We start from the raw sequence: 26,176 nt of genomic DNA, 5'->3' as shown, positions 1-26,176 counted from the left end.
GGTGCGGGCGGCGCGGGCCGCCATCTCGGGCGCCGGTTCGTCCTGCGCCACGGCCACCGACACCATGCCGGTGGTCGCGGCCAGTGCCTCGTCGCACTGCCCGGCCGCCACGGCGTCCGCGACCGCCGCGCGGGGCGGCAGCCAGGCCGCGCACCCCGCGATGCGGAGGTCCGGTGCCTGGGCCGCCACGCCGGGGGCCCTGCTCGCGGTTCGGCCCGCCTCGGTCATCCGGCGGCCTCCACCGCCGGCGTGGCACCGGCGAGTTCGGCGTTGACGACGTCGACGAACGCCGCCGGGGTCAGGGCCTCGGCGAGGGTCTCCTCGGGCAGCTGGATCCCGTAGCCGCGCTCCACCCTGCTGATCGCCTCCATGAGGGCCAGCGAGTCGTAGCCGAGCAGGGAGAACTCCTGCTCCGCGGCGGCGCTCGACAGGTCGACGGCCTCCTCCTCGCCTGCGCACTCGCGCATGATCCGGAACAGGTCTTCCAGGGTGAAAGCGGACATGGCTCCTCCATGGGGCGGGGCGGTCCCGTGGACCGCGTTGGGGCCGGCCGCGTGCGGTGCGGCCGGGACGAGCGGATGGTCGGGTACTTCGGGACGGGTGGAGCGGACGGGTACATCGGGCGGGCCGGGAAGGACCGGTGGAGCGGACGGGCGGAACGGACCGTTGGAGCCGACGGGCGGGCGGAACGGCCGGCGGAACCGACCGCTGGAGCCGACGGGCGTCGACATGACCGCCGCCGGACGCCCACTGCCCGCGGCGCCCGCCGGCCGCCCGCTTTGCTCACCGCGCCGCGGCGGCCCCTCCGCGGGCCGCCCCTGTCACGGCGAGCCGGCGTACGGCCCGTGAGGGGTGCGGGAACGGCCGGGCTCAGGCCGCCGACGGGCGGCGTACGACCATGGCGCTGTTGAACCCCCCGCGCCCCCGGGCCAGAACGAGCGCGGCGTCTCCGCCGACGGGCCGGGGGGAGCCCGTCACGAGGTCGATGTCGTAGCCCGTCGCCGGCCGGTCGACGTGGACCGTCGGCGGGACGACGCCGTCGCGCAGGGCGAACAGGGCGGTGACCAGGTCGAGCGGTCCGGCGCCCGAGTAGAGGCGTCCCGTCATGGTCTTGGGGACCGTGACCGGCACCCCCTCGGGCCCGAAGACCGCGGTCAGGGCCTGCGCCTCGACGCGGTCGGACTCCGGTTCACCGGCCCCGTCCGCGAGGACGAAGGCGATGTCGTCGGGCCGCAGGCCGGCGTCGGCCAGTGCGCCGCGGACGGCCCGTTCCAGGTTGGCGGGGCGGCCCGAACCGGGGCGGGGGTCGAAGGTGGCGGCGTACCCGCTGATCTCCCCATAGCTGCGGGCCCCGCGTTCCCGGGCCCGTTCCGCGTCCTCCAGGGTCAGCATCGCCCCGCCCTCGCCCGGCACATGGCCGTCGGCCGCCGCGTCGAAGGGCAGGTAGGCGCGGGCCGGGTCCTCGCTCTCGCTGAGGATCCCCGCGGAGACCTGCGCGGCCAGTCCGTACGGACACAGCGAGGCGTCCATCCCGCCCGTCAGCATGAGCGGGGTGCCCTTGCGGATCCGGCGCCGCGCCTGGGCGACCGCGTCGAGGCCGCCCGCCTGGTCGGCGACGACGACACCGGTGGGTCCGCGCAGGTCGTGCCGGATGGAGACCTGGCCCGAGTTGACCGCGTAGAACCAGGCGAAGGACATGTACGCGCTGACGTGCTTGGGGTCCTTGCCCCACAGGTGGCCCAGTTCGCGCTGGCCGAACTCGAAGCCGCCGGAGGCGCTGGCGGTGACCACCCCGCGCTCGTCCGCGGGCAGGCTGTCGGCGGTCAGTCCGCAGTCCGCGAGCGCCCAGTCGGAGCCCGCCAGGGCGAACTGCGTGGTGCGGTCGGTCTGCGGGACGAGCCGGCTGGGGACGTGGTCGCGCACCGCGAACCCGGTGACCTCGCCGGCCAGCCGGGAGGGGTAGGAGGAGGGGTCGAAGCGGGTGATGCGGCCGATGCCGCTCTCGCCGCGCAGGGTCGCCGACCAGTACTCCTCCGCCCCGATCCCGTTGGGCGCGAGCACGCCGACTCCGGTGACCACGGCCGTGGCGGTCATCAGCGCCTCCCTTCCGTGGCGGTGAGCACCATCGCGCTCTGGAAACCGCCGAAGCCGCTGCCGACCGTCAGCACGGTGTCGGTGCGCTGGTCGCGCGCGGTCAACGGCACGTAGTCGAGGTCGAGTTGCGGGTCGGGCTCGTACAGTCCCGCCGTGGGGGGCACCACGCCATGCCGGATCACCAGGGCGGAGGCGGCGGCCTCGATGGAGCCGACGGCGCCGAGGGAGTGGCCGATGACCGCCTTGATGGAGCTGACCGGGACGCGGTGGGCGTGCTCGCCCAGGCTGTGTTTGATGGCGGCCGTCTCGTGGATGTCGTTCTGCCGGGTGGCGGTGCCGTGGGCGTTGACGTAGCCGACGGAGGTGCGGTCGATCCGGGCGTCGTCGAGCGCGCCGGTGATGGCGGCGGCCATCTCCAGCCCGTCGGGGCGCAGCCCGGTCATGTGGTGGGCGTTGGCGCGTGCGGCGAAGCCGGCGATCTCGGCGTAGACGTCCGCCCCGCGCCGCAGGGCGGACTCGCGCTCCTCCAGGACCAGGACGGCGGCGCCCTCGCCGAGGACGAAGCCGCTGCGGGTCCTGTCGAAGGGGCGCGAGGCGTGGTCCGGGGTGTCGTTGCGCGGCGAGGTCGCCTTGATGGCGTCGAAGCAGGCGACGGTGATCGGCGCGATGGGGGCGTCGCTGCCGCCGGCGATCACGATGTCGGCGCTGCCCTCCCTGATGAGTTCGACGGCGTGCCCCAGGGAGTCCAGGCCGGAGGTGCAGCCCGCCGAGATGAGGGCGGTGGGGCCCTCCGCCCCGGCCTCCCAGGCGACTTCCGCCGCCATCGAGCTGGGCACGAAGTAGTCGTACAGGTGCGGGGTGCCCGCCGCGTGGTCGACGAGCCACTGCTGGCCGCCGCCGCTGCGCGCGACGTACTCCTCCTCCAGCTTCTGGGTGCACCCCACGGCGGAGCCGAGGCTGACGCCGGTCCGGTGCGCGTTGGTCTCGTCGATCTCGATGCCGCTGTCGGCCAGCGCCTCACGGGTGGCGACCAGGGCGAACTGGGTGGCGCGGTCGAGCCGCGCGGTGTCGCGGGGCGACAGCCCCGAGCGGGCCCCGTCGAAGTCGCACTCGGCGGCCATCCGGGAGCGGAACGGCGCCGGGTCGAACGCCGTGATGGTCCTGGTCGCGGAGACACCGGAGACGATGCGTTCCCAGAACGCCTTCGTGCCGATGCCGCCCGGGGCGATGACCCCCAGTCCGGTGACGACCACTCGGCGGGCGGTCATATCGTGTCGTCCGCACGGGTCGCCCGGTCCGACCCGGGGCCCTCGAGCGCCGAGTCGCCGTCGCGGCGCAGCCGGGCCCGGTAGAGTTCCGGACGGCTTTCGCTCAGGGCACGCAGCGCGCCGGCGTGGGGCTGGAAGTCGGCGTGCGAGACGGCCGCGCGGAACGAGGCGACGTCCTGCCACTCGGCGACGTTGACGTACTGGCCGGGCCGCTCCGTGTGCCGGGAGAGCGTGTGCCGGACGAAGCCCGGCTGTCGTGCCATGAACTCGGACGTCCGCGCGAACTCCCTCTCGAACACCTCGGGTTCGACGTGCACGGTGAAGGTGTTCACGAAGGTCACGGCGCCGGCCTCCTTGGCATCTGGCTGGTGATCCGTCATCGATGGCCTCCTCTTTGCCCGGTTTTTCCGGTGGTGCCCGGTCATTTTTTGACCCGTTCGTGTGACCCGGCGTCGCTTGACATCGTGCGGTCGTTCGTGTCGTTCCACGCTGCGTGTCGGGTCTCGCAGGCGGGTGGAAGGCCGCTGGAGCCCGGGCCGGGCCAGGGGTCGAGCGCGTCTCTAGCGGTCACTGACACCGTCGCAGTCGTCCGACACCCCACCGCAGGGACCGCCGAGGAGCCTCCATGTCGCCAGCAGCAGAACGCGTCGCCATCGTCACCGGAGCGACCAGCGGGATCGGTCTCGCCGTGGCCCGCAGCCTGGCCGAAGACGGGGCGCGGGTCTTCCTCTGCGCCCGCGACGGCGACCGTGTCAGCCACACCGTCAAGGAGTTGCGCGAGGCGGGCCACGACGTCGACGGCGCCGCCTGCGACGTACGGGACACCCAGCAGGTGCGCGCGTTCGTCCAGGAGGCCAGGGACCGGTTCGGCCCGGTCGACGCGCTGGTGAACAACGCCGGCCGCAGCGGCGGCGGGCACACCGCGCAGATCGCCGACGAGCTGTGGCTCGACGTGATCGAGACCAACCTCAACAGCGTCTTCCGGATGTCCCGCGAGGTGCTGACGACCGGCGGCATGCTGGAGCGCGGCTCCGGACGGATCGTCAACATCGCCTCCACGGGCGGCAAGCAGGGCGTGGCGCTGGGAGCGCCGTACTCGGCGTCGAAGCACGGCGTGGTCGGCTTCACCAAGGCCCTGGGCCTGGAGCTGGCGAAGACGGGCATCACCGTCAACGCCGTCTGCCCGGGCTACGTCGAGACACCGATGGCCGAGCGGGTGCGTCAGGGGTACGCCGGCGCCTGGGGCATCACCGAGGACGAGGTGCTGGAGAAGTTCGAGGCGAAGATCCCCCTCGGCCGCTACTCCACGCCGGAGGAGGTCGCCGGGCTCGTCGGCTATCTGCTCTCCTCGACGGCCGCGTCGATCACCGCGCAGGCGATGAACGTCTGCGGCGGCCTCGGCAACTACTGACAGCGGGCCCGGCCGTGCGCGGCCGCGGGCAGACAGAGGGGAGCAGCATGGCGCACGAGGTGCACACGACCGAACACACGATCACGGTGGCCGCCGCCCCGCAGGCCGTCTTCGGCCTGGTGGAGCGGGCGGAGGACTGGCCGCACGTCTTTCCGCCGAGCCTGCACGTGGAGTATCTGGAGCGGTCCGGCGACGAGGAGCGGCTGCGCATCTGGGCCACCGCCAACGGCGAGGTGAAGTCCTGGACCTCGCGGCGCACCCTGGACCGCGAGGGGCTGCGGATCCGGTTCCGCCAGGAGGTCTCCCAGCATCCCGTCGCCGCGATGGGCGGCGAGTGGATCATCGAGGCGCTGCCCGGCGGCGGCAGCCGGGTGCGGCTGCTGCACGACTTCCAGGCCGTCGACGACCTGGAGTCGAACGTCAGCTGGATCCTGGAGGCGATCGAGCGCAACAGCGGGGCGGAGCTGGCCGCGCTGGAGTCCGCCGCACTGCGCACCGGCACCGACGAGGCGCCGTACACCTTCGAGGACGCGGTGCGTGTCGACGCCCCGGCCCAGGAGGTGCGGGACTTCCTGCGCGACGCGGGGCTGTGGCAGGAGCGGCTGCCGCACGTCGCCCGGGTGCTGCTGAAGGAGGACACGCCCGACGTCCAGCACCTGGAGATGGACACCCGCACGCCCGACGGGTCGACGCACACCACGGCCTCGGTGCGGATCTGCCTGCCGGACGGGCGGATCACCTACAAGCAGTTGCAGACCCCGGCCCTGATGTCCGTGCACACCGGGGAGTGGACGGTACGGGAGACCCCGTCCGGCTGCGTGGCCGTCTCCCGGCACACCGTCGTCGTCAACGCCGCGGTCGTCACGAAGGTCCTCGGCCCCACCGCGACGACCGCCGACGCCCGTGAGTTCATCCGGGAAGCGCTCGGCGGCAACAGCACCATCACCATGCGGCACGCGAAGGAGTACGCGGAGCAGCGGGCCCGTACCGAGCCGGTGCCGCCCGCCGAGTACACCTCCGTCCAGCAGTTCTACGCACGGCAGATGCGGCTCCTCGACGAGGGCGAGGGGGACGCCTGGGCCGGCACCTTCGCCGAGGACGGGGTCTTCGACCAGAGCTCGTTCACCGAGCCGCTGCGCGGCCGGGCGGCGATCGCCGCGGCCGTGCGCGAACGCCCCGCGGCGCCCGACGGCACGGTGCGCCGTCACTGGCTGGGCCTGCCGGCAGCCTGGCGGTTCCCGGACGGTTCGGTGCGCACGGCCTACGACGCCCTGGTCGTCTCGACGGCGGCGGGTTCCGCTCCCGTGATCCGGCTGAGCACGTCGTGCCAGGACGTACTCGTCGCCGACGGGGACGGCTGGCTGGTGAGCCACCGGTACGTCGGCCACGACGGGCAGTGAGGCCCGCCGCCCCGGACAGTGCCGGCTGCAGGGGGCCCGGCCGGCCTCCTGGAGCCGGCGCCACCACTCGCGAAAAGGGAGATCGATGAAGGTCCTGTTCACCACGTTCGCCGCGAAGTCCCATATGCACGCCCAGGTTCCCCTGGCCTGGGCCCTGCAGACCGCCGGTCACGAGGTCCGCATCGCCAGCCAGCCGGATCTGGCGGAGGACATCACCCGTACCGGACTGACCGCCGTCTGCGTCGGCGAGCCGCTGCTGCTGGAGGAGCAGATGCAGCGGGTCAACGAGGGCCTGGGCGACGACGCCGAGATCATGGAGAGCCAGGCGGAAGCCGGGATGGACATGACCGAGACCCGTCCCGAGATGCTGACCTGGGACCACGTGCTCGGCGTGTTCACCTCGATGACGGCGATGGCCTTCCAGAACTCCTGCCCCGAGCGCATGATCGACGACCTGGTCGCCTTCAGCCGCCACTGGCAGCCCGACCTGGTCGTCTGGGACACGCTGTCCTTCGCGGGTCCGGTGGCCGCGCACGTGACCGGCGCCGCCCACGCCCGGCTGCTGTTCGGGCTGGATCTGCTGGGGCGGATGCGGGAGACCTTCCTGGACCTCCAGGAGGAGCGGCTGCCGGAGCAGCGGGACGATCCGCTGCGCGAGTGGCTGACCTGGACGCTCGGCCGGTACGGCGCCGAGTTCGAGGAGGAGGTGGCGGTCGGTCAGTGGACCATCGACCCGGTGCCCCCGTCGATGCGGTTCCCGGTGAAGCAGCCGTTCGTCCCGCTGCGCTACATCCCCTACAACGGGCAGGCCGTCGTCCCGGACTGGCTGCACGAGCCGCCGAAGAAGCGCCGTGTCTGTCTGACGCTGGGCGTGGCCCACCGCGAGGTGCTGGACGGCGACCGCGCCTCGATCGGCGAACTGATCGCGGCGCTGGCGGAGCTGGACGTCGAGGTCGTCGCCACGCTGAACGCCAAGCAGCTCGCCGGTCTGGAACTGCCCGACAACGTCCGGGCCGTCGACTTCGTGCCGCTCAACGCCCTGCTGCCGACCTGCTCGGCCGTCATCCACCACGGCGGCTCCGGCACCTTCCAGACCGCGCTGGCGCACGGTGTCCCGCAGCTGATCGTGCCCGACATGGTCTGGGACACCATCCACAAGGCGAAGCAGCTGGAGAAGTTCGGCGCGGGGCTGTACGTGCACGACGTCGACCACTACACCGCCGAGGACCTGCGGGCCCACGTGCTGCGGCTGCTGGAGGAGCCGTCGTTCGCGGAGAACTGCGCCCGGATCCGCCGGGAGATGGTGGGGACGCCGAGCCCCAACGACATCGTGCCGCTGCTGGAGAAGCTCGTCGCGGAGCACCGCGCGGCCCGCGCCTCGCGCAGCGCTGTCCGAGGGGAGCGGTAGATGGCCTCCGCCGTGAAGTTCCGCGAGCTCGCCGTCAGCGGCGCCTACGCCTTCACCCCGCCCGTCTTCGAGGACGAGCGCGGCCTGTTCACCTCGCCCTACCAGGAGCCGGCGTTCGTGGAGGCCCTCGGGCACCCGCTGTTCCCCGTCGCGCAGTCCAACCACAGCAAGTCGCGGCGCGGCACCGTCCGCGGCATCCACTACACCGTGACCCCGCCGGGCGTGGCCAAGTACGTGTACTGCGCCCGGGGCCGCGCCATCGACATCGTGGTGGACATCCGCGTCGGCTCGCCCACCTTCGGCCGCTGGGACTCCTCGGTGCTCGACCCGGAGACGTTCGGCGCCATGTACTTCCCGGTCGGTGTCGGGCACGCCTTCATCGCCCTGGAGGACGACACGGTGATGTCGTACATGCTCTCCGGGAGCTACGAGGCGGAGCACGAGATGTCCCTCTCCCCGCTCGACCCGGCGCTCGGCCTGCCGATCCCCCAGGACGTGGAGCCCCTGCTGTCCGCACGGGACACGGCCGCGCCCCTGCTCGCGCAGGTGCAGGCGGAGGGCGGCCTGCCGGAGTACGACAAGTGCCGCCGGATCGAGGCCGCACTGTGGCGGCACTGAGCGGTGGCCGGCCGCCGGCCGCGGGGTCCCGGGTCGCGGTGCTCGGGGCCACCGGCTGTGTCGGCCGCTGTGTGAGCGCCGCGCTGGCGCGCGAGGGGCACGAGGTGCTCGCCGTCGCCCGGCGCGGCGGGCCCTCGGTGGCGGACCACGTGTTCGCCGCCCTGGACGTGGCGGCGGTCCCGACCGCCGAGCTGGCGGGGCTGTTCACCCGGCACGGGGTGCGGACGGTGGTCAACGTGACGGGCGGCTGGGGGACGACCGAGGAGGAGATGCGGTACGCGCACATCACCCTGGTCGACCGGCTGCTGGCGGCCCTGGGGCAGCTGGAGGAGCCGCCGCGGCTGGTCCACGTGGGCTCCATCCACGAGTACGGGCCGGTGCCCGAGCCCCTCGCCATCGGTGAGGACCTGGAGCCCCGGCCGGCCACGATGTACGCCAAGACCAAGCTGGCCGGCTCGCAGCTGGTGCTCGACAGCACCCGGGCAGGCCGGACGGACGGGCTGGTGCTGCGCGCGGTGAACGTGTGCGGGCCCCGCACCACCCGGGCCAGTTTCCTCGGGGCGGTCGTCGCCCGGCTGCGGGCCGCCGACGCGGACAACCCGGTGACGCTGCGGGTCGCGGACGCGCGGCGGGACTTCATCGATGTGCGCGACCTCGCCGAGGCGGTGGTCCTCGCCGTGGCGTCACCGGCCACCGGGCAGGTCGTCAACATCGGCCGCGGCGAGGCCTCGGCCATGCGTGAGCTGGTGGACCTGCTGGTCGCCGCCTCCGGGCTGCCGCCGGAGGCGATCGAGGTCGAGGACGGGCCGATCGCCAGCAAGGGCGGCGGCTGGACCCTGGCGGACATCCGGCTGGCGGGCGACCTGCTCGGCTGGAAGCCGCGGATCCCGCTCGCCGAGGCGATGCGGGCCACCTGGGAGACGCCCGCCGACTGACACCACCCGGAACGGTCGCGTACGCCCCTACCCATGACGAGGAGTGCAGATGGCCGATGTGACGGCCCGTATCGCCAGGTCGGCTGCGGCCGTGGAGAGCCCGCTGACCGATCTCGCCGGATTCGACGACTGGTTCGCCGAGTACGGGGAGCAGATCTACACGACGGCCGAGCGGATACCGCTGGCGGCCCTCGACCAGTGGTACCAGACGCCGGTGACCGGTGACCTGCGGCACCGCAGCGGCAAGTTCTTCACGGTGCACGGTCTGCGGGTGCACGACCCGGGCAACGCGGTGCCGTGGTGGGACCAGCCCATCATCGACCAGCCGGAGACCGGCATCCTGGGCGTCCTGATCAAGGAATTCGACGGGGTCCCGCACTTCCTGGCGCAGGCCAAGGCGGAACCGGGCAACCCCGGGGGCCTGCAGCTCTCCCCCACCGTGCAGGCGACCCGCAGCAACTACACCGGTGTCCACAAGGGCAAGCCCGTGCCGTACCTGGACTACTTCCGGGACACCTCACGGCACCGGGTGATCGCGGACGTCCGGCAGTCCGAGCAGGGCGCCTGGTTCTACCGCAAGCGCAACCGCAACATGGTGGTGGAGACGACCTCCGAGGTGGAGGTCCTGGAGGGCTTCCGCTGGTTCACGCTGGGGCAGCTGTACCGGCTGCTGTCGCGGGACGACATCGTCAACATGGACCTGCGGTCCGTGCTGGCCTGTCTGCCGCACGCCTCCCGGCCTGACGGCGCGCTGCACCCGATGACCGACGTGCTGAGCTGGCTCAACGGGGCCCGTTCGCTGGCCACCGTGCACACCCAGCGGATCGCGCTGAACGCGCTGGACGAGTGGCACCACGGCGACATGGGCTACTCGCACGAGAGCGGCGGCTTCTTCGACGTCATCGGGGTCGCCGTGACGGCCGCGGGGCGCGAGGTCGGCACCTGGCGCCAGCCGATGATCGAGCCGCACGGCACGGGCGTCATCGCCTTCCTGACCCGGGAGATCGGCGGAGTGCCGCACGTGCTGGTGCACGCCCGCACCGAGCCGGGCTACGCGGACGTCGTGGAGCTGGCGCCGACCGTGCAGTGCGTCCCGGCGAGCTACCACTGGCTGCCGCCGGCCGCCCGGCCCCGCTACCTGGACGACGTGCTGGCCGCCGGGCCGGACCGCATCCGTTTCGAGGCGGTGCTCTCCGAGGAGGGCGGCCGCTTCTTCCACGCCCGCAACCGCTACCTGCTCGTGGACAGCGACGTTCCCGAGGACCCCGGCCACCCCGACTTCCGCTGGCTGACCATGGACCAGCTGACGCAGCTGCTCCGGCACAGCCACTACCTCAACGTGCAGGCCCGCAGCCTGGTGGCGTGTCTGCGCGCCCTGGAGGGCTTCCGCCCCGCCGGCTGACCACCGGCGTGCGGCGCACGCGACCGAAGGCCCGGCGGGATCCCTCCGCCGGGCCTTCGGTGTGTGCGGTGCGTGCCGGGCCGGAGCCCGGACGCACGGGCTCAGAGGCTGTCCAGCACGTCACGTACCGCGCTGATCACCTTGTCCTGGACGTCCGGCGCGAGGGCCGGGTACATGGGCAGCGAGAAGATCTGGCCCGCCAGTTCCTCGGTGACGGGCAGCGAGCCCTTGGCGTAGCCGAGGTGGGCGAACCCGGACATCGTGTGCACCGGCCAGGGGTAGCTGATGTTCAGCTCGATGTCGTACGTCTTGAGGGCCTTGATGATGTCGTCGCGCCGGGGGTGGCGCACGGTGTACACGTAGTACACGTGCTCGTTGCCGGGGACGGTGTACGGCAGCACCAGGTCGGTGTCGCCGAGCCCTTCCTCGTAGCGGCGGGCGACGGCCTGCCGCCCCTGGACGTAGCTGTCGAGCCGGCGCAGCTTGCGCCGCAGGATCTCGGCCTGGACCTCGTCGAGCCGGGAGTTGTGGCCCGGGGTGCCGACGACGTAGTAGCGCTCCTCCATGCCGTAGTAGCGCAGCCGGCGCAGCGCGCGGTGGGTGTCGTCGCCGGAGGTGAGCACGGCGCCGCCGTCGCCGTACGCGCCGAGCACCTTGGTCGGGTAGAAGGAGAAGGCGGAGGCGTCGCCCGTGGTGCCGGCGAGCCGGCCGTCGCGGCGGGCGCCGTGGGCCTGTGCGCAGTCCTCGACGAGGACCAGGTCGTGCTCGGCGGCGAGCCGCTGGAGCGGCGCCAGGTCGACGCACTGCCCGTAGAGGTGGACGGGGAGCAGGCACCGGGTCCGCGGGGTGAGGACGGAGGCCACCTGGTCGGTGTCCATGAGGTAGCTGTCCGGGTCGACGTCGACGAACACCGGGGTGGCGCCGACCGCGTCGATGGCGACCACGGTGGGGGCCGCGGTGTTGGACACGGTGACGACCTCGTCCCCGGGGCCGACGCCGAGCGCCTGGAGGGCCAGCTTGATCGCGTTGGTGCCGTTGTCGACGCCGACGCAGTGCCCCACGCCGTGGTATCCGGCGAACTCCTGCTCGAAGCCGCGGACGCTGTCACCGAGGACGAGCTGGCCCGAACTGAAGACCGTCTCCACGGCGTCCAGGATATCGGCGCGTTCGTTCTCGTATTCCTGCCGGTAGTCCCATACGAGAGTCGTCATTAATTCGTTTCCCTCCCATTGCTGATGCCATGCCGCAGGGCGTCACCATCCCCTCGCAGCACATCACATTGCCGGGCCGGTCCACAACCCTTGATTTTCCTCTATTCTCACTCGAATTCCCCTGGACCAGGGATTTCGCTTCTTGCAGCCGGATGAATCCCGTCGATAACATGAGCAGAAACCGAGGACAGGGACATCATCATGAAGGGAATCATTCTCGCCGGCGGTTCGGGAACAAGGCTCCATCCAATAACCGTCTCCGTTTCCAAGCAACTCCTCCCGGTCGGCGACAAGCCGATGATCTACTATCCGCTTTCGGTGCTGATGCTCGCGGACATCAAGGACATCCTGCTGATCTGCACCGAGCGCGACCTGGACCAGTTCCGCCGGCTCCTGGGCGACGGCTCCCAGCTCGGCGTCCGGATCGACTACGCGGTGCAGGACCGGCCGGCCGGACTGGCCGAGGCCTTCGTCATCGGCGCCGACCACGTGGGCGACGACGACGTCGCCCTGGTCCTGGGAGACAACATCTTCCACGGCTACCACTTCTACGACCTGCTCCAGAGCAACGTCCGGGACGTCCAGGGGTGTGTGCTGTTCGGTTATCCCGTGGAGGACCCCGAGCGCTACGGGGTCGGCGAGACCGACGCGTCCGGACGCCTGGTCTCGCTGGAGGAGAAGCCGGCCCGGCCGCGCTCCAACCTCGCCATCACCGGCCTCTACCTGTACGACAACGAAGTCGTGGACATCGCCAAGAACCTCCGCCCCTCGGCGCGCGGAGAACTGGAGATCACCGACGTCAACCGGGATTACCTGGCGCGCGGCCGAGCCCGACTCGTCGACCTCGGCCGCGGTTTCGCGTGGCTGGACGCCGGAACCCCGGAATCCCTGCTCCAGGCGTCCCAGTACGTGCGGACCCTGGAAGAACGGCAGGGCGTGCGCATCGCCTGCGTCGAGGAGATCGCGCTGCGCATGGGATTCATCGACGCGGACAGCTGCCACCGCCTCGGCGAGAAGATGGCGCAGTCGGGTTACGGCCAGTACGTGATGTCGGTGGCCCGCGAAATGTCGTCCTGACCCTTCCGTCCGTCAGCCCGCTTCGCGTACACCGACGAACAGGCCGCGACCGGTGGGACCGTCCTGAAGGAATTCCACCGAGCAGCCCGCGTCGGTGAACGCGGAGACGTACTCGTCCTTGGTGAACAGGGTCAGTACGTCGATCTCGGTGAACTGCTGGATACCGGCGGCGTCCCCCACGGTGAAGCGGACCTCCATGCGGGTGGCCCGGCCCTTGCGGGTGGTGTGCGAGATCCGCGCGATGGTGCGGTCCTCCTCACGGGCCAGGTCACCCGCGACATAGCCCTCGATGAAGTTCTCGGGGAACCACCAGGGTTCGACGACCAGGACGCCGCCGGGTTCCAGGTGGGCGGCCATCGACTTCACGGCGGACCGCATGTCGGCCACCGTCTCCAGATAGCCGATGGCACAGAACATGCAGGTCACCGCCGCGTAGCTGCGACCGAGGGAGAAGTCGCGCATGTCGCCCGCGTGCACCGTCACCCCGGGCAGGCGCTGCTCGGCGAGCCGGCGCATCGGCTCCGCGATCTCCAGCCCCTCGGCGGTCGCGAACCGCTCGCCGAACACCTCCAGGTGGGCGCCCGTGCCGCAGGCGACGTCGAGCAGCGAGTCGGCGCCCGGGCGGCGCTCGGTGATGAGCCGGGAGACGTCCGCCGCCTCCTCCCCCCAGTCCTTGCCCCGGCTCCGGTAGATGGCCTCGTACACGTCCGCGAGTTCCCGGCCGTACATGTGTGTCTCCTCCCGTCGTCGCCCTGGTGGGCGCGTCGTCCGCTGGGCCGCCGTGCGCTCCTCACTCGTCGAGCAGCGCCACCGCCCTCGTCCAGCCGGCGCCGGCGCCGGCGATCTTCACCGGGAAGCACGCGACCCGGAAGCCGTGCGACACCGGCAGCCGGTCGAGCCCGGCGAGCCGCTCGACCTGGCAGTACTCCCGGTCCCGGCCGATCATGTGGGCGGGCCACAGCACCGAGCGGTCGCCGGTCGCCCGGTAGCGGGTGATGATGTCGCCGAACGGCGCGTCCAGGCTGAACGCGTCCGTGCCGATCACCTTCACCCCCTGGTCCAGCAGCAGGTGCACGGCCGAGCCGTCGAGCCCGGTGAAGTCCGTGAAGTACTTCTGCGTCCCCGACCAGGCGTCGGCACCGGTCCTGAGCAGCACGATGTCCATGGGCGAGAGGGTGTGGCCGACCCGGTCCAGCTCCCGCTGCAGCACGTCGGCGCCGACCGCGCCCGTGCCCTGGTCGCTCAGGTCGAGCACCACCGCGGGCCGGAAGAACCAGTCGAGCGGCATCTCGTCGATGTGCCGCGGCGGACCGTCCCGGTAGGAGGCGCGCGTGCCGTAGTGCGAGGGCGCGTCGACGTGCGTTCCGGTGTGGGTCGTCAGCTGGAGGCGGTCGAGCGAGAGGAACTCGCCCTCCGGCAGCTCCGCCGGGTCGAACTCGATCCCGAAGTGGTCGCGCATCTCCTCGCTCATGTGCGCGGCGGCTTCCTTCGGGCCCAGGACGTCGTGCACCACGGGGTCGGGTTCAAAACCCGCCCCGTCCACGGGCGAGGACAGGTCGATGATGCGCACACGAGCCTCCCGGCGATGGATTCCTGCAAGCCAGCCCATGCTCACCAGCCCGGCTAGAGAAGCGTTGGAGCCTGGCTCCACCGCCGCCCGGGCGCCCGCCCGCCCCGCGCTCGACCGATCCTGGAGGTGCCGCTGCCACCGTCGAGACCTCACGGGAGCCCGGGAAGGCACCCGCCCCGGCACAACGGGAACGGCGGAAGGGACACGGCATGGCAGGACAGGCCCCGACGGCCCCGGCGGACGTCTACGCCGAGGTACAGCACTTCTACGCACGGCAGATGCGGTACCTGGACTCGGGGGAGGCGGAGACCTGGGCCGGCACCTTCACCGCGGACGGCTCCTTCAAGCCGCCCTCGCTCCCGGAGCCGGTACGCGGCCGCCCGGCCCTCACCGAGGGCGCCCGGCAGGCCGCCGCGGGTCTCGCGGCCGAAGGGCAGACGCACCGCCACTGGGTCGGCATGCTCACCGTCACGCCCGCGGACGACGGTTCGCTGACCGCCGAGAGCCAGGTCTCGATCATCGCCGTCGCGCAGGGCGGTCCCGCCCGGCTGCACCTGGTGTGCACCTGCCGGGACGTGCTGGTGCGCGAGGCCGGTGAACTCCTGGTCCGGGACAGGGTGGTGACCCGTGACGACCGGCCGTAGCGGGTGCCGGCCGCGGACCGGGCGGACCGGGCGGACCGGCCCGAGGAACCGGGCATGAGCGCAGCACAGGATTCGGCGGTGCCCCGGGGTGTGATCGTCACCGGCGGCGGGACCGGGATCGGGCGGGCCACGGCCCGCGCCTTCGCCGACCGCGGCGACCGGGTGCTGGTCGTCGGCCGTACGGCCGCCACCCTGGCCGGGACCGCGGAGGGCCACCCCGGCATCAGCGTCCTCGTCGCGGACCTCACCGCCCCGGACGCTCCCCGGGCCGTCACCGAGGCGGCCCTGGACTCCTGCGGCCGCATCGACGTGCTGGTCAACAACGCGGCGTCCGGCGGATTCGCCGCTCTCGCCGACGTCCAGCCGAAGGCCGCCCGCGACCAGCTCGACAGCAACCTCCTGGCCCCGCTGCTGCTCACCCGGCAGACCCTGGACGCGCTCGCGGCCGACGGCGGCGGAACCGTGCTGAACATCGGCTCGGCCGGCGCGCTGGGCCGCCGGGCCTGGCCGGAGAACGGGGTCTACGGCGCCGCCAAGGCCGGGCTCGACTTCCTCACCCGGACCTGGGCCGTGGAACTGGCGCCCCGCGGGATCCGTGTCCTCGGCCTGGCGCCGGGCGTGATCGACACCGGTATCGGTGAGCGGTCCGGGATGCCGCCGGAGGCCTACGCGGGCTTCCTCCGGGAGATCGCCACGCGCGTCCCGCTCGGCCGGGTCGGCCGGCCCGAGGACATCGCCTGGTGGGCCGTCCAGCTCACCGACCCGCGCGCCGCCTACGCGACCGGAGCGGTGCTCGCGGTCGACGGCGGTCTGTCCCTCACCTGAACCACGCACCGAAGGAGACTGCCGTGACACACACGGAGACCGACGAGACGACCACCGCCGAGACCACCGCCGACAGTCCCGCGGCGACCGAGCAGGTCCAGCAGACCGACAGCGAGCTCGGCCGTCATCTCCTGACCGCCCGCGGCTTCCACTGGATCTACGGCACCGGCGGTGACCCGTACGCCCTGACGCTGCGCGCGGAGAGCGACGACCCGGTGGCCCTGGCCCGCCGCATCCGGGAGTCGGAGACGCCCCTGTGGCAGAGCGCGACCGGGGCCTGGGTCACCGGCCGGCACGCTACGGCCGCCGACGTGCTGGCCGATCCGCGGCTGAGCCTGCGCCACGCCGATCTGCCGGGCCTGCAGCGGCACGTCTTCTCGGACGCCTGGAGCAATCCGAAGCTGTGCCACATCATCCCGCTGGACCGGGCCTTCCTCCATGCCTCGGGCGCCGACCACGAGCGCTGGCGGCGGGCGGCGGAGCCGGCGCTGGGCGAGGCCGCGGCGGACGGCCGTCGCAAGAGCGCCGAACGCGTGCACCAGGAGACCGCCGACGGGCTCGGCGCCTCCTTCGACCTCATGGCCGACTACTCCCGCCCGGTGGCCGTCGAGGCCGCCGCGGCGCTGCTCGGTGTCCCGGACGCGCAGCGCGACCGGTTCTCCCGCGCCTGCGTGGCCCTGGGTGTCGCGCTCGACGCGGCGCTCTGCCCGCAGCCGCTGGTGGTCACCCGCCGGCTCGTCGAGGCGATCGAGGACGTACGCGACCTCGTCGGCGGCCTCGTCACGGCACGGCAGGCCGAGCCGGGTGACGACCTGCTCAGCACGGTGCTGCGCGCCGGCTCCCCCGCCGACGCGCTCGCGGTCGGTGTGCTGACCGCCGCGGCGGGTGTCGAGATCACCGCCGGGCTCATCAACAACGCCGTGGAGGCGCTGCTCGCGCATCCCCGGCAGTGGGCGCTGCTCGGGGAGGACGCCGAACTGGCGGCCGGCGCCGTGGAGGAGACGCTGCGCTACGCGCCGCCGGTGCGCCTGGAGAGCCGGATCGCCGCCGAGGACCTCACCCTGGCCGGCCAGGACGTCCCCGCCGACGCCCAGGTCGTCGTCCACGTCGGCGCCGCCAACCGGGACCCGGGGGTGTTCCTGTCCCCGGAGCACTTCGACATCACCCGGCCGGTGGGCCAGGGGCACCTGGCGCTGTCCGGCCCCCACACCTCCCTCTTCGGGGCGTTCGCCCGGCTCCAGGCGGAGACCGCCGTGCGCACCCTGCGGGAGCGCCACCCCCGGCTGGCGCCGGCCGACGGTGTGCAGCGGCGGATGCGCTCCCCCGTCCTGGGCGGGGTGCTGCGGTTCACCCTGACCAGCTCCACGTGACGGCGCACCAGGTCCGGCGTACCGCGGCCGGAGTTCCCACGGAACCACTGAGAAGGGACCGACCATGCGGGTTCTGCTGACGTCCTTCGCGTTGGACGCGCACTTCAACGGGTCCGTACCGCTCGCCTGGGCGTTGCGGGCCGCCGGGCACGAGGTACGGGTGGCGAGCCAGCCGGCGCTGACGGGCAGCATCACGGCGGCCGGGCTGACCGCCGTCCCGGTGGGGACCGACCCCGGTCTCGACGCGATGGTCAAGGGGGTGGGCGACTCCGTGCTGTCCCACCACGCCGACCAGTCGCTGGACCCCGACACCCCGGGCCAGCTCACCCCCGCCTTCCTCAAGGGCTGGGACGCGATGCTGACGGCCACCTTCTTCGCCCTGGTCAACGACGATCCGATGGTCGACGAGCTCGTCGCGTTCGCCCGCCAGTGGAAGCCGGACCTCGTGCTGTGGGAGCCGTTCACGTTCGCGGGCGCGGTGGCCGCGAAGGTGACCGGGGCGGCCCACGCGCGACTGCTGTCCTTCCCCGACATGTTCATGCCGATGCGGCAGGCGTTCCTGGCGCAGCTCGGTCCCGGTCCCGCCGGCGAGGACGGCGAGCAGGGCCGGGCGCACCCCGAGGACTCCCTCGGCCAGTGGCTGCAGTGGACCCTCGGCCGCTACGGCGTGCCCTTCGACGAGGAGGCGGTGACCGGACAGTGGTCGGTGGACCAGGTGCCGCGCAGCTTCCGGCCGCCGTCGGACCTTCCGGCGGTGGGCATGCGCTACATCCCGTACAACGGGCCGGTCCCCGCCGTCGTACCCGACTGGCTCCGCCTCCCGCCGACGCGCCCGCGCGTGTGCGTCACCCTGGGGCTCACGGCCCGGACCTCGGAGTTCCCCAACGCGGTCCCGGTCGACCTGGTCCTCAAGGCGATCGAGGGACTCGACATCGACGTGGTCGCCACGCTCGGCGCCGAGGAACGCGCGCTGCTGACCCATGTCCCGGACAACGTGCGCCTGGTGGACCACGTACCGCTGCACGCGCTGCTGCCGACCTGCGCGGCCATCGTGCACCACGGTGGTGCCGGAACCTGGTCGACGGCGCTCGTCGAAGGGGTCCCGCAGATCGCCATGGGCTGGATCTGGGACGCGATCGAGCGGGCCCGCCGCCAGCAGGCACTGGGCGCCGGTCTCCACCTGCCCTCCCACGAAGTGACGGTGGAAGGGCTGCGGAGCAGGCTCGTGCGGCTCCTGGAGGAGCCCTCGTTCACGGCGGCGGCCGGCCGGCTGCGGTCCGAGGCCGAGTCCGAACCGACTCCGGCGGAGGTCGTTCCCGTACTGGAGCGGCTGACCGCCCAGCACCGCGCCCACGGGCGTCGACGTCTCGGAGGTACGTCCACACCATGCGTCTCCTGATCACCGGCGGTGCCGGTTTCATCGGCTCCCACTACGTGCGCTCGCTGCTGGCCGGGACCCTGCCCGGGCCCCGGCCGGACCGGGTGACGGTCGTCGACCTGCTCACGTACGCCGGGAGCCTGGACAACCTGCCCCTGGCGGACCCCCGGCTGGACTTCCGGCGCGTCGACATCCGCGACCTCGACGCCCTGCTGGACGTGATGCCCGGTCACGACGCGGTGGTGCACTTCGCGGCCGAGAGCCATGTCGACCGCTCCCTGACCGGGGCCGCGGAGTTCGTGCGCACCAATGTGCTCGGCACCCAGGCGCTGCTGGAGGCGAGCCTGGCCTGCGGGGTCGGCACCTTCGTGCACATCTCGACGGACGAGGTCTACGGGACCATCGCCGAGGGCACCTGGACGGAGGAGGAGCCGCTGCTGCCCAACTCGCCGTACGCGGCGTCGAAGGCGGGCAGCGACCTCATCGCCCGGTCCTACTGGCGCACGCACGGGCTCGACGTGCGCATCACCCGGTGCGCCAACAACTACGGCCCGCGCCAGCACCCGGAGAAGCTCGTCCCGCTGTTCGTCACCGAGCTGCTGGCCGGACGGACCGTGCCGCTGTACGGGGACGGCGGCAACGTCCGGGAGTGGCTGCACGTGGACGACCACTGCCGTGCCGTCCACGCGGTGCTGACCGGCGGCCGGGCCGGCGAGATCTACAACATCGGCGGCGGCACGCACCTGACCAACCGCGAGATGACGGCCAAGCTGCTGGAGCTGTGCGGGGCGGACTGGTCCCAGGTCCGCCGGGTGCCCGACCGCAAGGGCCACGACCTGCGGTACGCGGTGGACGACTCGAAGATCCGCAGGGAACTCGGCTACCGGCCCCTGCGGTCGCTCGACGAGGGTCTGCGCGAGGTCGTCGACTGGTACCGCGCCCGGCCGGTGCGCGGACCGGAACCCGCCGGACGGCCCTGAGCCGGGCGGACCGGCGACCCCCGCGGGAAGAGAAGCGGGAAGAGAAGCCGGAAGAGAACGAGTACGAGGCGACGAAGAGCGCGAGAAGAGCCGGTCCCCGAGGGGACCGGCTCTCCCCGTCGCGCCGACGGTGCCGGGGACCGGCAAGGACCGGTGCCGTCGGGGACCGGTGCCGCCCGGGTCTCAGCAGCTGACGACCCGGGCGGCCTTGCGCACCTGCTCGACCAGGAGCGCCTGGCGCAGCAGCGCCTCTCCCAGGGCGGCCCGCCCGGTGCCCGACAGGGCCGCCGCCGCGAACGCGTCGAGCGCGTTGCCCACCTGGTGGTCGGCGGGCAGGGTCACCTCGGTGATCCTGTCCTGCTGTTCCAGGCGGACCACCGGGCGGTGCTCCCGGGGCGGGGTGAAGGCCCGCGGCACGCTGATCCTGCCCCGGCTGCCCCACAGGGCGTACACGGACCGGTAGGAGTGCTGGAACCCGAAGTCGAGCTGGGCACTGACCCCGGTCGCCGTGGACAGCAGCGCGCTTCCCGCGACGTCCACCCCGGTGGCCTCGTCGACACGCAGACAGGCGCCGAGGACGTCGAGTTCCCCGGCGAGGTGGAGCTGGGCCGCGCGCAGCGGATAGACGCCGACGTCCAGCAGCGCACCGCCGCCGAGCCGCGCGTTGTGCCGGAAGGACGCCGGGTGGGGCGGCGGGACGCCGAAGGAGCTGGAGAAGACCCGCAGTTCACCGACCTCGCCGGCCATCTCGCGCACCGCGGCGTGCTGGGAGTGGTGCAGGAACATGAAGTTCTCGGTGAGCGCCAGGTCGAACCGGGCGGCCATCTCCACCAGTTCGGCGCTCTGCGCGTACGTGGTGCTGAGCGGCTTCTCCACCAGGACGTGCTTGCCGGCGGTCAGCGCCTCGGCGACCCACTCGTGGTGCATGCCCGGCGGCAGCGGCACGTAGACCGCGTCGATGTCGTCCCGGTCCAGCAGCGCCTGGTAGCCGGTCACCGCGGCGCATCCGAACCGGGCCGCGAGCCGCTCGCTCTTCGCCCGGTCCCGGCTCGCCACCGCCACCAGCCGCACCGACCGGTGCTCCACGAGCGCGGGCAGGATCCGGCGCACCGCGATATCGGCACAGCCGAGAACCCCCATGCGGAGTACCGGTCGTGGAGTGTCCTCGGGCATCTGCCACCTCACCTGTCGGATACATCGCCGACACAAGCTAGCCAGAGCAGGTCGAAACGCCCTGGAAGCCCGCTGGAGCAGCCCCCTTCGGGGGACTCCATGGCTCCTCGACCGAGCGGCGCCAGCATGGTGCCGAGGCAATCCTTACAGGAGGGACGGCTATGACGTCGGACACCAAGGCCCTGGTCCTGGAGCAGGTTCGCGAGTACCACCGGCAGCAGCAGCCGGGGAACTTCGAGCCGGGGGTGACACCGATCCTCTCCTCGGGTGCGGTCCTGGACGAGGAGGACCGGGTCTCTCTGGTGGAGGCGGCCCTGGACATGCGGATCGCGGCCGGTACGCACTCCCGGCGTTTCGAGAGCCGGTTCGCCCGCCACATCGGCGTGCGCAAGGCGCACCTGGTGAACTCCGGGTCCTCGGCGAACCTGCTGGCGCTCTCGGCGCTGACCTCCCCCCGGCTCGGCGACCAGCGGCTGCGCCCGGGCGACGAGGTGATCACGGTGGCCGGCGGATTCCCGACGACGGTGAACCCGATCTTCCAGAACGGGCTCGTCCCCGTCTTCGTGGACCTCGAACTGGGCACGTACAACACGACGGCGGCACGGGTGGAGGCGGCGATCTCCGACCGCACCCGGGCCATCATGATCGCGCACACCCTCGGCAACCCCTACGAGGTGGCGGAGATCCAGCAACTGGCCGCCGAGCACGAGCTGTTCCTGATCGAGGACAACTGCGACGCCGTGGGCTCGACCTACCAGGGGCGGATGACGGGCACCTTCGGGGACCTGGCCACCGTCAGCTTCTACCCGGCCCACCACATCACGACGGGGGAAGGCGGTTGCGTCCTGACCAAGAACCTCGAACTGGCCCGGATCGTCGAGTCGTTCCGTGACTGGGGCCGGGACTGCTGGTGCGAGCCGGGCGAGGACAACACCTGCCTCAAGCGGTTCGACTACCAGCTCGGTGACCTCCCCAAGGGCTACGACCACAAGTACATCTTCTCGCACATCGGTTACAACCTGAAGGCCACGGACCTCCAGGGGGCACTGGCCCTCAGCCAGCTGGAGAAGCTGCCGGAGTTCGGACGTGCCCGGCGGCGCAACTGGCAGCGGCTGCGGGACGGGCTCGCGGACGTCCCGGGTCTGCTGCTGCCCAGCGCGACGCCGGGCAGCGACCCGAGCTGGTTCGGCTTCGTCATCACGGTGCTGCCCGACGCCACCTACACCCGCCGTGACCTGGTCGCCTTCCTGGAGGAGCGGCGCATCGGCACACGGCGGCTGTTCGGCGGCAACCTCACCCGGCACCCGGCGTACCTCGGGACCCGGCACCGGGTGGCCGGGGACCTCCGCAACTCCGACATCATCACCGAGCAGAGCTTCTGGATCGGGGTGTACCCGGGCATCACCGAGGAGATGACCGACTACATGCGGGAGTCCATCGTCGAGTTCGTCGCCAAGAACGGCTGAGCCGCCCGGGGGCGGTCAGCCGATCATCCGGTCGAGCATCCTCTCCTCCCCGCACCCGGGCACGTCCAGCCACGGCTCCGCCGCGAGCACCGCCTGCTGCAGGCGCTGCAGGCGCGGGGACGGCGAGAGCCCCAGCTCCTCGGCGAGCCGGCGGCGCAGCCTCTGGTAGACGTCGAGCGCCTGCCAGGAGCGACCCGCCCGGTACAGCGCCGTCATGCACTGGGCGTGCAGGCCCTCGTGCAGCGGATGGCGCCCGGTGAGCTCGATCAGTTCGGCCAGCAGTTCCGCGTGGCGGCCCAGCCTCAGGTCCGCCTCGAGACACCACTCCAGTACACCGAGCCTGCTCTCCTCCAGACGGGCCACCTCGATGCTCAGCACCGGTCCTATCCGCACGTCGACCAGCGCGGACCCGCGCCACAGCGACAGCGCCTCACGGAAGTACGCCGACGCCTTCTCCTGCCGGTCCTCGGCGGCGGCGACGCGTCCCGCGGCGACGAGCCGCTCGTACCGCGGTACGTCGACGGCGTCCGCGGGGGCCTGCCAGCAGTAGCCGCCGTACTGGGTGACGAGGACGTCCTTGGCCGACACCCCCGCGTCGGGACCGTAGGCCGCGGTGAGCTGGCGGCGTAACTGGAGGATGTACGTGTGCAGTGTCGCCAGCGCGCTCTGCGGCGGCTCGGTGCCCCAGATCTCCTCCATCAGGGTCCCGACCGGAAGCACCCGATTGGCGTGGATAGCGAGCAGTGCGAGGATCTGGCGGGGCTTGGCGGCCGACGGCACGATCGAACGCCCCCGTACTTCGGCCGTCAGCGGTCCCAGCAACCATATGTCCATGTCTGTCTCCCCCCATGTGGTCGGCGGAGCACCGCGAAGAGCTCCTTGCTCTTCGAGTCTTGCTGGCTGCTTCGGTCGTCAACCAGTGCCGTGGACCCGGACAGGCATATGAGAAACGTATGTGCAAGATGTGTGAACCTCACAGGGCCCATGTGAAGGATGCACTGGTTCCGGCCCCGTCCGGCTCGAAAGGATGGCGGCGCCGAGCAGGGCCCGGCCCGGGTCCGACGCGCCACGGAGCAGGCAGTCGACAGCGACAAGGAGCACACATGTCACGGATCACTCCCCTGCCGGACGGCGGCACGGCCACGGCGACGGCCACGGCCGTCGACGATCTCGTGATCACCGAGTTCGGCCATGACCTCGCCGAGATGCCCGACGGCCGTATCTGTATCTGCTGGACCGCCTCGTCCGGCGCCCCGTCCGCCCAGGACGGGGTTCGTACGACTCGATGAACCGCCCGGTCCCGGGCGGCGAGCTCCCCCGGCTGGGGTTCGCACCGCACCTGCGGGTCGAGTCGGTGCCGGGGGAACTCGTCTTCCTGATGACGGAGGACCGGGTGACCACGCTCGGCGGGGCGCAGGCCGCCCTGCTGGCTCCGCTGCTCGACGGCAGCCGTGACCTGCCCCGCATCGTCGCCGACGCGGCGCCCCGGCTGTCGGCCGGCAGCACCGAACGGCTCGTGACCAGGCTGCTGGACGCGGGCCTGGTCCACTCCTACCCGCCCGACGCGTCCGACGGGTCCGACGGCCCCGAGCGCGCCTACTGGTCCCTGTCCGGTCTGGAGGTGCGGCCCGGCGGCGCCCGGGACGCTCTCGTGGCCCCGGTCGACCTCACCGAGGAGCCGGGGGGCGCGCTGCACGGGGCCGTGTCGGCGGCCGGCCTGCGCACCGCGGCCGCGGGCGAGCCGGCCGACCTGACCCTGGTGCTCTGCCACGACTACCTCGACCCCCGGCTGAGCACCCTGGACGAGGAGCACCGCGCCGCGGGACGCACGTGGCTGCCCGTACGGGCCAGCGGCACCCACTTGTGGATAGGCCCCTTCTTCTCCGCCGGCGACGGCCCCTGCTGGCGGTGCCTCTCGGACCGGCTCCGGCTGCGCCGGCGCGCCGAGGCGTACGTCCAGCACCGGCTCGGGCACCACGGGCCCGCCGAGCACCGGCCGTCGTACCTGCCCGCGGGGCGGGCGGCGGCCCTGCACCTGGCCCTGCTGGAGGCCGGGAAGTGGCTCGCCGGCCACCGGGACGCCGGTCAGGGCAGCCTGTGGCGGCTGGACACCCGCACGCTGGAGAGCAGCCGCCACCCCGTGCGGCGCCGCCCGCAGTGCTCGCGCTGCGGTGACCCGATGCTGGTACCCGACCGGGTCTCGGCACCGGTCGTCCTGTCGCCGCAACCGGTGCGGGACACCACGGGCGGGGGCCACCGGACGTTCGGCCCGGACTGGATGCTGGAGCGCTACGGCCACCTCGTGGACCCGGTCACCGGTCTCGTCGGCGAGATACGCCGGGACCCGCGGGGCCCGGAGTTCCTCAACTGCTTCCACGCGGGCGCGCAGCCGCCCTGGGACCCGCGGCGGCCGCCGCCCCCGCTCCACACCCCGCTGCGCAGCCCCGGCTCCGGCAAGGGCGTCACCGAACTCCACGCCAGGGCCTCGGCGCTGGCCGAGGCCCTGGAGCGGTACAGCGGGTACTTCCAGGGGGACGAGCCACGCCGGCACGGCAGTTACCGCGAGCTGGCCCCCCTCGCCGTCCACCCGGACACCGTCCAGCTCTTCGACAGGCGGCAGTTCGAGGACCGGGAGGCCTGGAACCGCGCCCACGGCCCCTTCCACCAGGTGCCCGAGCCCTTCGACGAGGACGCCCCGCTGGACTGGACGCCCGTCTGGTCGCTGACCGATCGGCGGCAGCGACTGGTGCCCACGAGTCTGCTCTACTACAACGCCCCGGACGCGGGGGCCGGTCTGTGCCGGGCCAGCTCCAACGGGGCCGCCGCCGGCACCAGTCTGGAGGACGCCGTCGTCCACGGCTGTCTGGAACTGGTGGAGCGGGACGCGGTCGCGCTGTGGTGGTACAACCGCACCCGGCAGCCCGGCGTGACCCTGGACCTGCGCGATCCGTGGACCGCGCGGATGCGGGACGTCCTCAGGGACCTGGGCAGGACGGTGTGGGCCCTCGACCTCACGTCCGACCTCGGCATTCCCGTGGTCGCCGCCGTGTCCGCGCGCACCGGGAGGACGGCCGAGGACATCGTGCTGGGCTTCGGCGCGCATTTCGACCCCCGGGTGGCGCTGCGCCGGGCGCTCACCGAACTCAACCAGATGCTGCCGCCGTTGACGGAACCGCCGGCCGACGGGTCCTCCGCCTACACCGGCACCGACCCGGAGGCGCTGGCCTGGTTCCGGCATGCCACCACTGCCGGGCAGCCCTATCTGCTGCCCGCGGCGCGCCGGTCCGCCCGGCAGCCCGCGGCCCCACGGCCGCCCGCCGACGCCGCGGCGCAGGTGCACGCCCTGGTGGTGCTGTTGCGCCGGCGCGGCCTGGAGGTGCTCGTCGTCGACCAGACCCGTCCCGATGTGGAACTGCCCGTCGCCAAGGTGCTGGTCCCCGGTCTGCGTCCGCACTGGGCGGCGTTCGGCCCGGGCCGGCTGTTCGACATTCCGGTCGCGCTCGGCCGGCTCACCCGGCCGACGGACTACGCGCAACTCAATCCGCTGCCTCTGTATCTGTGACGGAACAAGACCTTCCCTTTTTTTCCGGCCGGCGGAGCAAACCTTTTCATGTCGGAAACAATCCCTTTTCGCAAGGGAGGACGGAGAACGGCAGCCACGCCGCGAAGCCCTGCGGTGGAATGACCCGTACCCGTTAGAATCGTCTGCGCGTTCCCATACTCGCGCAGGACGTGAGAGGGGTTGAGCGCGGCACAACCTGGCTCATTGACTCGTTCGGTTCGCCCGAGGGGGAAGAGAAGAGATGCAAGGTTCTGCTCAGCACATTGGTGCACGCGCCGAACGAGAGGACGCGAGAAGCAGACACCTCGCACTCGGCACCTCCAGCGCCCTCACCCTCGCCGTCCTGGTGGCCTTTTTCGGGGTCGCCGTGGCTTATCTGCTGGA

The 26,176-nt window shown here is 72.4% G+C and carries 24 protein-coding genes and 1 pseudogene; 15 read left to right on the top strand and 10 right to left on the bottom strand.

Annotation, left to right across the window (positions count from 1 at the left end; translation table 11 throughout):
* The 5 genes and pseudogenes from IE312_RS39955 to IE312_RS14140 form a co-directional block, all read right to left on the bottom strand.
* Nucleotides 1–228 (bottom strand): annotated as a pseudogene (locus tag IE312_RS39955) (hypothetical protein); the annotation flags it as partial.
* A complete protein-coding gene (locus IE312_RS14155; RefSeq protein WP_189981682.1) occupies nt 225–503 on the bottom strand; it encodes an acyl carrier protein in 279 nt (92 codons plus the stop codon). The gene IE312_RS14155 and the pseudogene IE312_RS39955, both read right to left, overlap by 4 nt.
* 367 nt (nt 504–870) lie before the next feature.
* Nucleotides 871–2,094, bottom strand: a complete 1,224-nt coding sequence (locus tag IE312_RS14150) for a ketosynthase chain-length factor (protein WP_189981680.1) — start codon at nt 2,092–2,094, stop codon at nt 871–873.
* Nucleotides 2,094–3,362: a beta-ketoacyl-[acyl-carrier-protein] synthase family protein gene (locus IE312_RS14145; protein ID WP_189981677.1), complete on the bottom strand. Its 1,269-nt coding sequence runs from the start codon at nt 3,360–3,362 to the stop codon at nt 2,094–2,096. The genes IE312_RS14150 and IE312_RS14145 overlap by 1 nt, the downstream gene beginning before the upstream one ends.
* On the bottom strand, nt 3,359–3,742 hold the full coding sequence (locus tag IE312_RS14140; RefSeq protein ID WP_189981676.1) for an antibiotic biosynthesis monooxygenase family protein: 384 nt from the start codon (nt 3,740–3,742) through the stop codon (nt 3,359–3,361). Before IE312_RS14140 ends, IE312_RS14145 begins: the two co-directional genes overlap by 4 nt.
* 245 nt (nt 3,743–3,987) lie before the next feature.
* Here IE312_RS14140 and IE312_RS14135 point away from each other — a divergent pair, with 245 nt between their 5' ends.
* The 6 genes from IE312_RS14135 (at nt 3,988) to IE312_RS14110 (ending at nt 10,536) form a co-directional block, all read left to right on the top strand.
* The gene (locus IE312_RS14135) at nt 3,988–4,773 is read left to right on the top strand and encodes an SDR family NAD(P)-dependent oxidoreductase (protein ID WP_189981674.1); all 786 of its coding nucleotides are present in this window, start codon (nt 3,988–3,990) and stop codon (nt 4,771–4,773) included.
* A 47-nt stretch (nt 4,774–4,820) separates the two neighbouring features.
* Complete coding sequence (locus IE312_RS14130) at nt 4,821–6,173, top strand: SRPBCC family protein (protein WP_189981672.1); 1,353 nt, start codon at nt 4,821–4,823, stop codon at nt 6,171–6,173.
* Between the two features lie 85 nt (nt 6,174–6,258).
* The gene (locus IE312_RS14125; protein ID WP_189981670.1) at nt 6,259–7,581 is read left to right on the top strand and encodes an activator-dependent family glycosyltransferase; all 1,323 of its coding nucleotides are present in this window, start codon (nt 6,259–6,261) and stop codon (nt 7,579–7,581) included.
* A complete protein-coding gene (locus IE312_RS14120; protein WP_306419737.1) occupies nt 7,582–8,199 on the top strand; it encodes a dTDP-4-dehydrorhamnose 3,5-epimerase family protein in 618 nt (205 codons plus the stop codon).
* Nucleotides 8,187–9,134: an NAD-dependent epimerase/dehydratase family protein gene (locus tag IE312_RS14115; RefSeq protein ID WP_229899708.1), complete on the top strand. Its 948-nt coding sequence runs from the start codon at nt 8,187–8,189 to the stop codon at nt 9,132–9,134. The genes IE312_RS14120 and IE312_RS14115 overlap by 13 nt, the downstream gene beginning before the upstream one ends.
* Nucleotides 9,135–9,183: 49 nt before the next feature.
* Entirely contained in the window at nt 9,184–10,536 is a 1,353-nt protein-coding gene (locus IE312_RS14110) for an NDP-hexose 2,3-dehydratase family protein (protein ID WP_189981668.1), read from the top strand.
* Nucleotides 10,537–10,637: 101 nt separating this feature from the next.
* Here the strand turns inward: IE312_RS14110 and IE312_RS14105 are convergent, their stop codons facing one another.
* Nucleotides 10,638–11,747 carry a DegT/DnrJ/EryC1/StrS family aminotransferase gene (locus IE312_RS14105; RefSeq protein WP_189981666.1) on the bottom strand — a complete coding sequence of 370 codons (1,110 nt, stop codon included), beginning with the start codon at nt 11,745–11,747 and terminating at the stop codon, nt 10,638–10,640.
* A 201-nt stretch (nt 11,748–11,948) separates the two neighbouring features.
* Between IE312_RS14105 and rfbA the strand changes: the two genes are divergently transcribed.
* Nucleotides 11,949–12,824, top strand: a complete 876-nt coding sequence (rfbA, locus tag IE312_RS14100; RefSeq protein ID WP_189981664.1) for a glucose-1-phosphate thymidylyltransferase RfbA — start codon at nt 11,949–11,951, stop codon at nt 12,822–12,824.
* 12 nt (nt 12,825–12,836) lie between these two features.
* Here rfbA and IE312_RS14095 read toward each other — a convergent pair whose 3' ends face one another.
* Complete coding sequence (locus IE312_RS14095) at nt 12,837–13,553, bottom strand: class I SAM-dependent methyltransferase (RefSeq protein ID WP_189981661.1); 717 nt, start codon at nt 13,551–13,553, stop codon at nt 12,837–12,839.
* Between the two features lie 61 nt (nt 13,554–13,614).
* A complete protein-coding gene (locus IE312_RS14090) occupies nt 13,615–14,394 on the bottom strand; it encodes a cyclase family protein (protein ID WP_189981659.1) in 780 nt (259 codons plus the stop codon).
* Nucleotides 14,395–14,603: 209 nt separating this feature from the next.
* Here IE312_RS14090 and IE312_RS14085 point away from each other — a divergent pair, with 209 nt between their 5' ends.
* The 5 genes from IE312_RS14085 to rfbB all read left to right on the top strand — a co-directional run bounded on the left by IE312_RS14085 (nt 14,604) and on the right by rfbB (nt 19,591).
* Nucleotides 14,604–15,038, top strand: a complete 435-nt coding sequence (locus IE312_RS14085) for a nuclear transport factor 2 family protein (protein WP_189981657.1) — start codon at nt 14,604–14,606, stop codon at nt 15,036–15,038.
* A 54-nt stretch (nt 15,039–15,092) separates the two neighbouring features.
* Entirely contained in the window at nt 15,093–15,863 is a 771-nt protein-coding gene (locus tag IE312_RS14080; RefSeq protein WP_189981655.1) for an SDR family NAD(P)-dependent oxidoreductase, read from the top strand.
* Between the two features lie 23 nt (nt 15,864–15,886).
* Nucleotides 15,887–17,233, top strand: coding sequence for a cytochrome P450 family protein (locus IE312_RS14075; RefSeq protein ID WP_189981653.1), 1,347 nt, complete (start codon nt 15,887–15,889; stop codon nt 17,231–17,233).
* 64 nt (nt 17,234–17,297) lie between these two features.
* Nucleotides 17,298–18,632 carry an activator-dependent family glycosyltransferase gene (locus IE312_RS14070; protein ID WP_189981651.1) on the top strand — a complete coding sequence of 445 codons (1,335 nt, stop codon included), beginning with the start codon at nt 17,298–17,300 and terminating at the stop codon, nt 18,630–18,632.
* A complete protein-coding gene (rfbB, locus tag IE312_RS14065; RefSeq protein ID WP_189981649.1) occupies nt 18,620–19,591 on the top strand; it encodes a dTDP-glucose 4,6-dehydratase in 972 nt (323 codons plus the stop codon). Before IE312_RS14070 ends, rfbB begins: the two co-directional genes overlap by 13 nt.
* A 183-nt stretch (nt 19,592–19,774) precedes the next feature.
* Here rfbB and IE312_RS14060 read toward each other — a convergent pair whose 3' ends face one another.
* The gene (locus IE312_RS14060; RefSeq protein ID WP_189981647.1) at nt 19,775–20,731 is read right to left on the bottom strand and encodes a Gfo/Idh/MocA family protein; all 957 of its coding nucleotides are present in this window, start codon (nt 20,729–20,731) and stop codon (nt 19,775–19,777) included.
* Between the two features lie 194 nt (nt 20,732–20,925).
* On the opposite strand from IE312_RS14060, the gene rfbH reads away from it, so the two are divergent.
* Nucleotides 20,926–22,230 (top strand): lipopolysaccharide biosynthesis protein RfbH, encoded by a 1,305-nt coding sequence (rfbH, locus tag IE312_RS14055; RefSeq protein WP_189981645.1) that lies wholly within the window; start codon nt 20,926–20,928, stop codon nt 22,228–22,230.
* Nucleotides 22,231–22,245: 15 nt separating this feature from the next.
* Here the strand turns inward: rfbH and IE312_RS14050 are convergent, their stop codons facing one another.
* Nucleotides 22,246–23,064: an AfsR/SARP family transcriptional regulator gene (locus IE312_RS14050; RefSeq protein ID WP_189981643.1), complete on the bottom strand. Its 819-nt coding sequence runs from the start codon at nt 23,062–23,064 to the stop codon at nt 22,246–22,248.
* Nucleotides 23,065–23,333: 269 nt separating this feature from the next.
* On the opposite strand from IE312_RS14050, the gene IE312_RS14045 reads away from it, so the two are divergent.
* Nucleotides 23,334–23,519 carry a hypothetical protein gene (locus tag IE312_RS14045; protein WP_189981641.1) on the top strand — a complete coding sequence of 62 codons (186 nt, stop codon included), beginning with the start codon at nt 23,334–23,336 and terminating at the stop codon, nt 23,517–23,519.
* Entirely contained in the window at nt 23,516–25,792 is a 2,277-nt protein-coding gene (locus tag IE312_RS14040; protein WP_189981639.1) for a TOMM precursor leader peptide-binding protein, read from the top strand. The genes IE312_RS14045 and IE312_RS14040 overlap by 4 nt, the downstream gene beginning before the upstream one ends.
* Nucleotides 25,793–26,176: the final 384 nt, after the last annotated feature.

Source organism: Streptomyces capoamus, assembly GCF_014654935.1.
GTDB lineage: Bacteria > Actinomycetota > Actinomycetes > Streptomycetales > Streptomycetaceae > Streptomyces > Streptomyces capoamus.
This window is presented reverse-complemented; position numbering and strand designations above follow the sequence as displayed.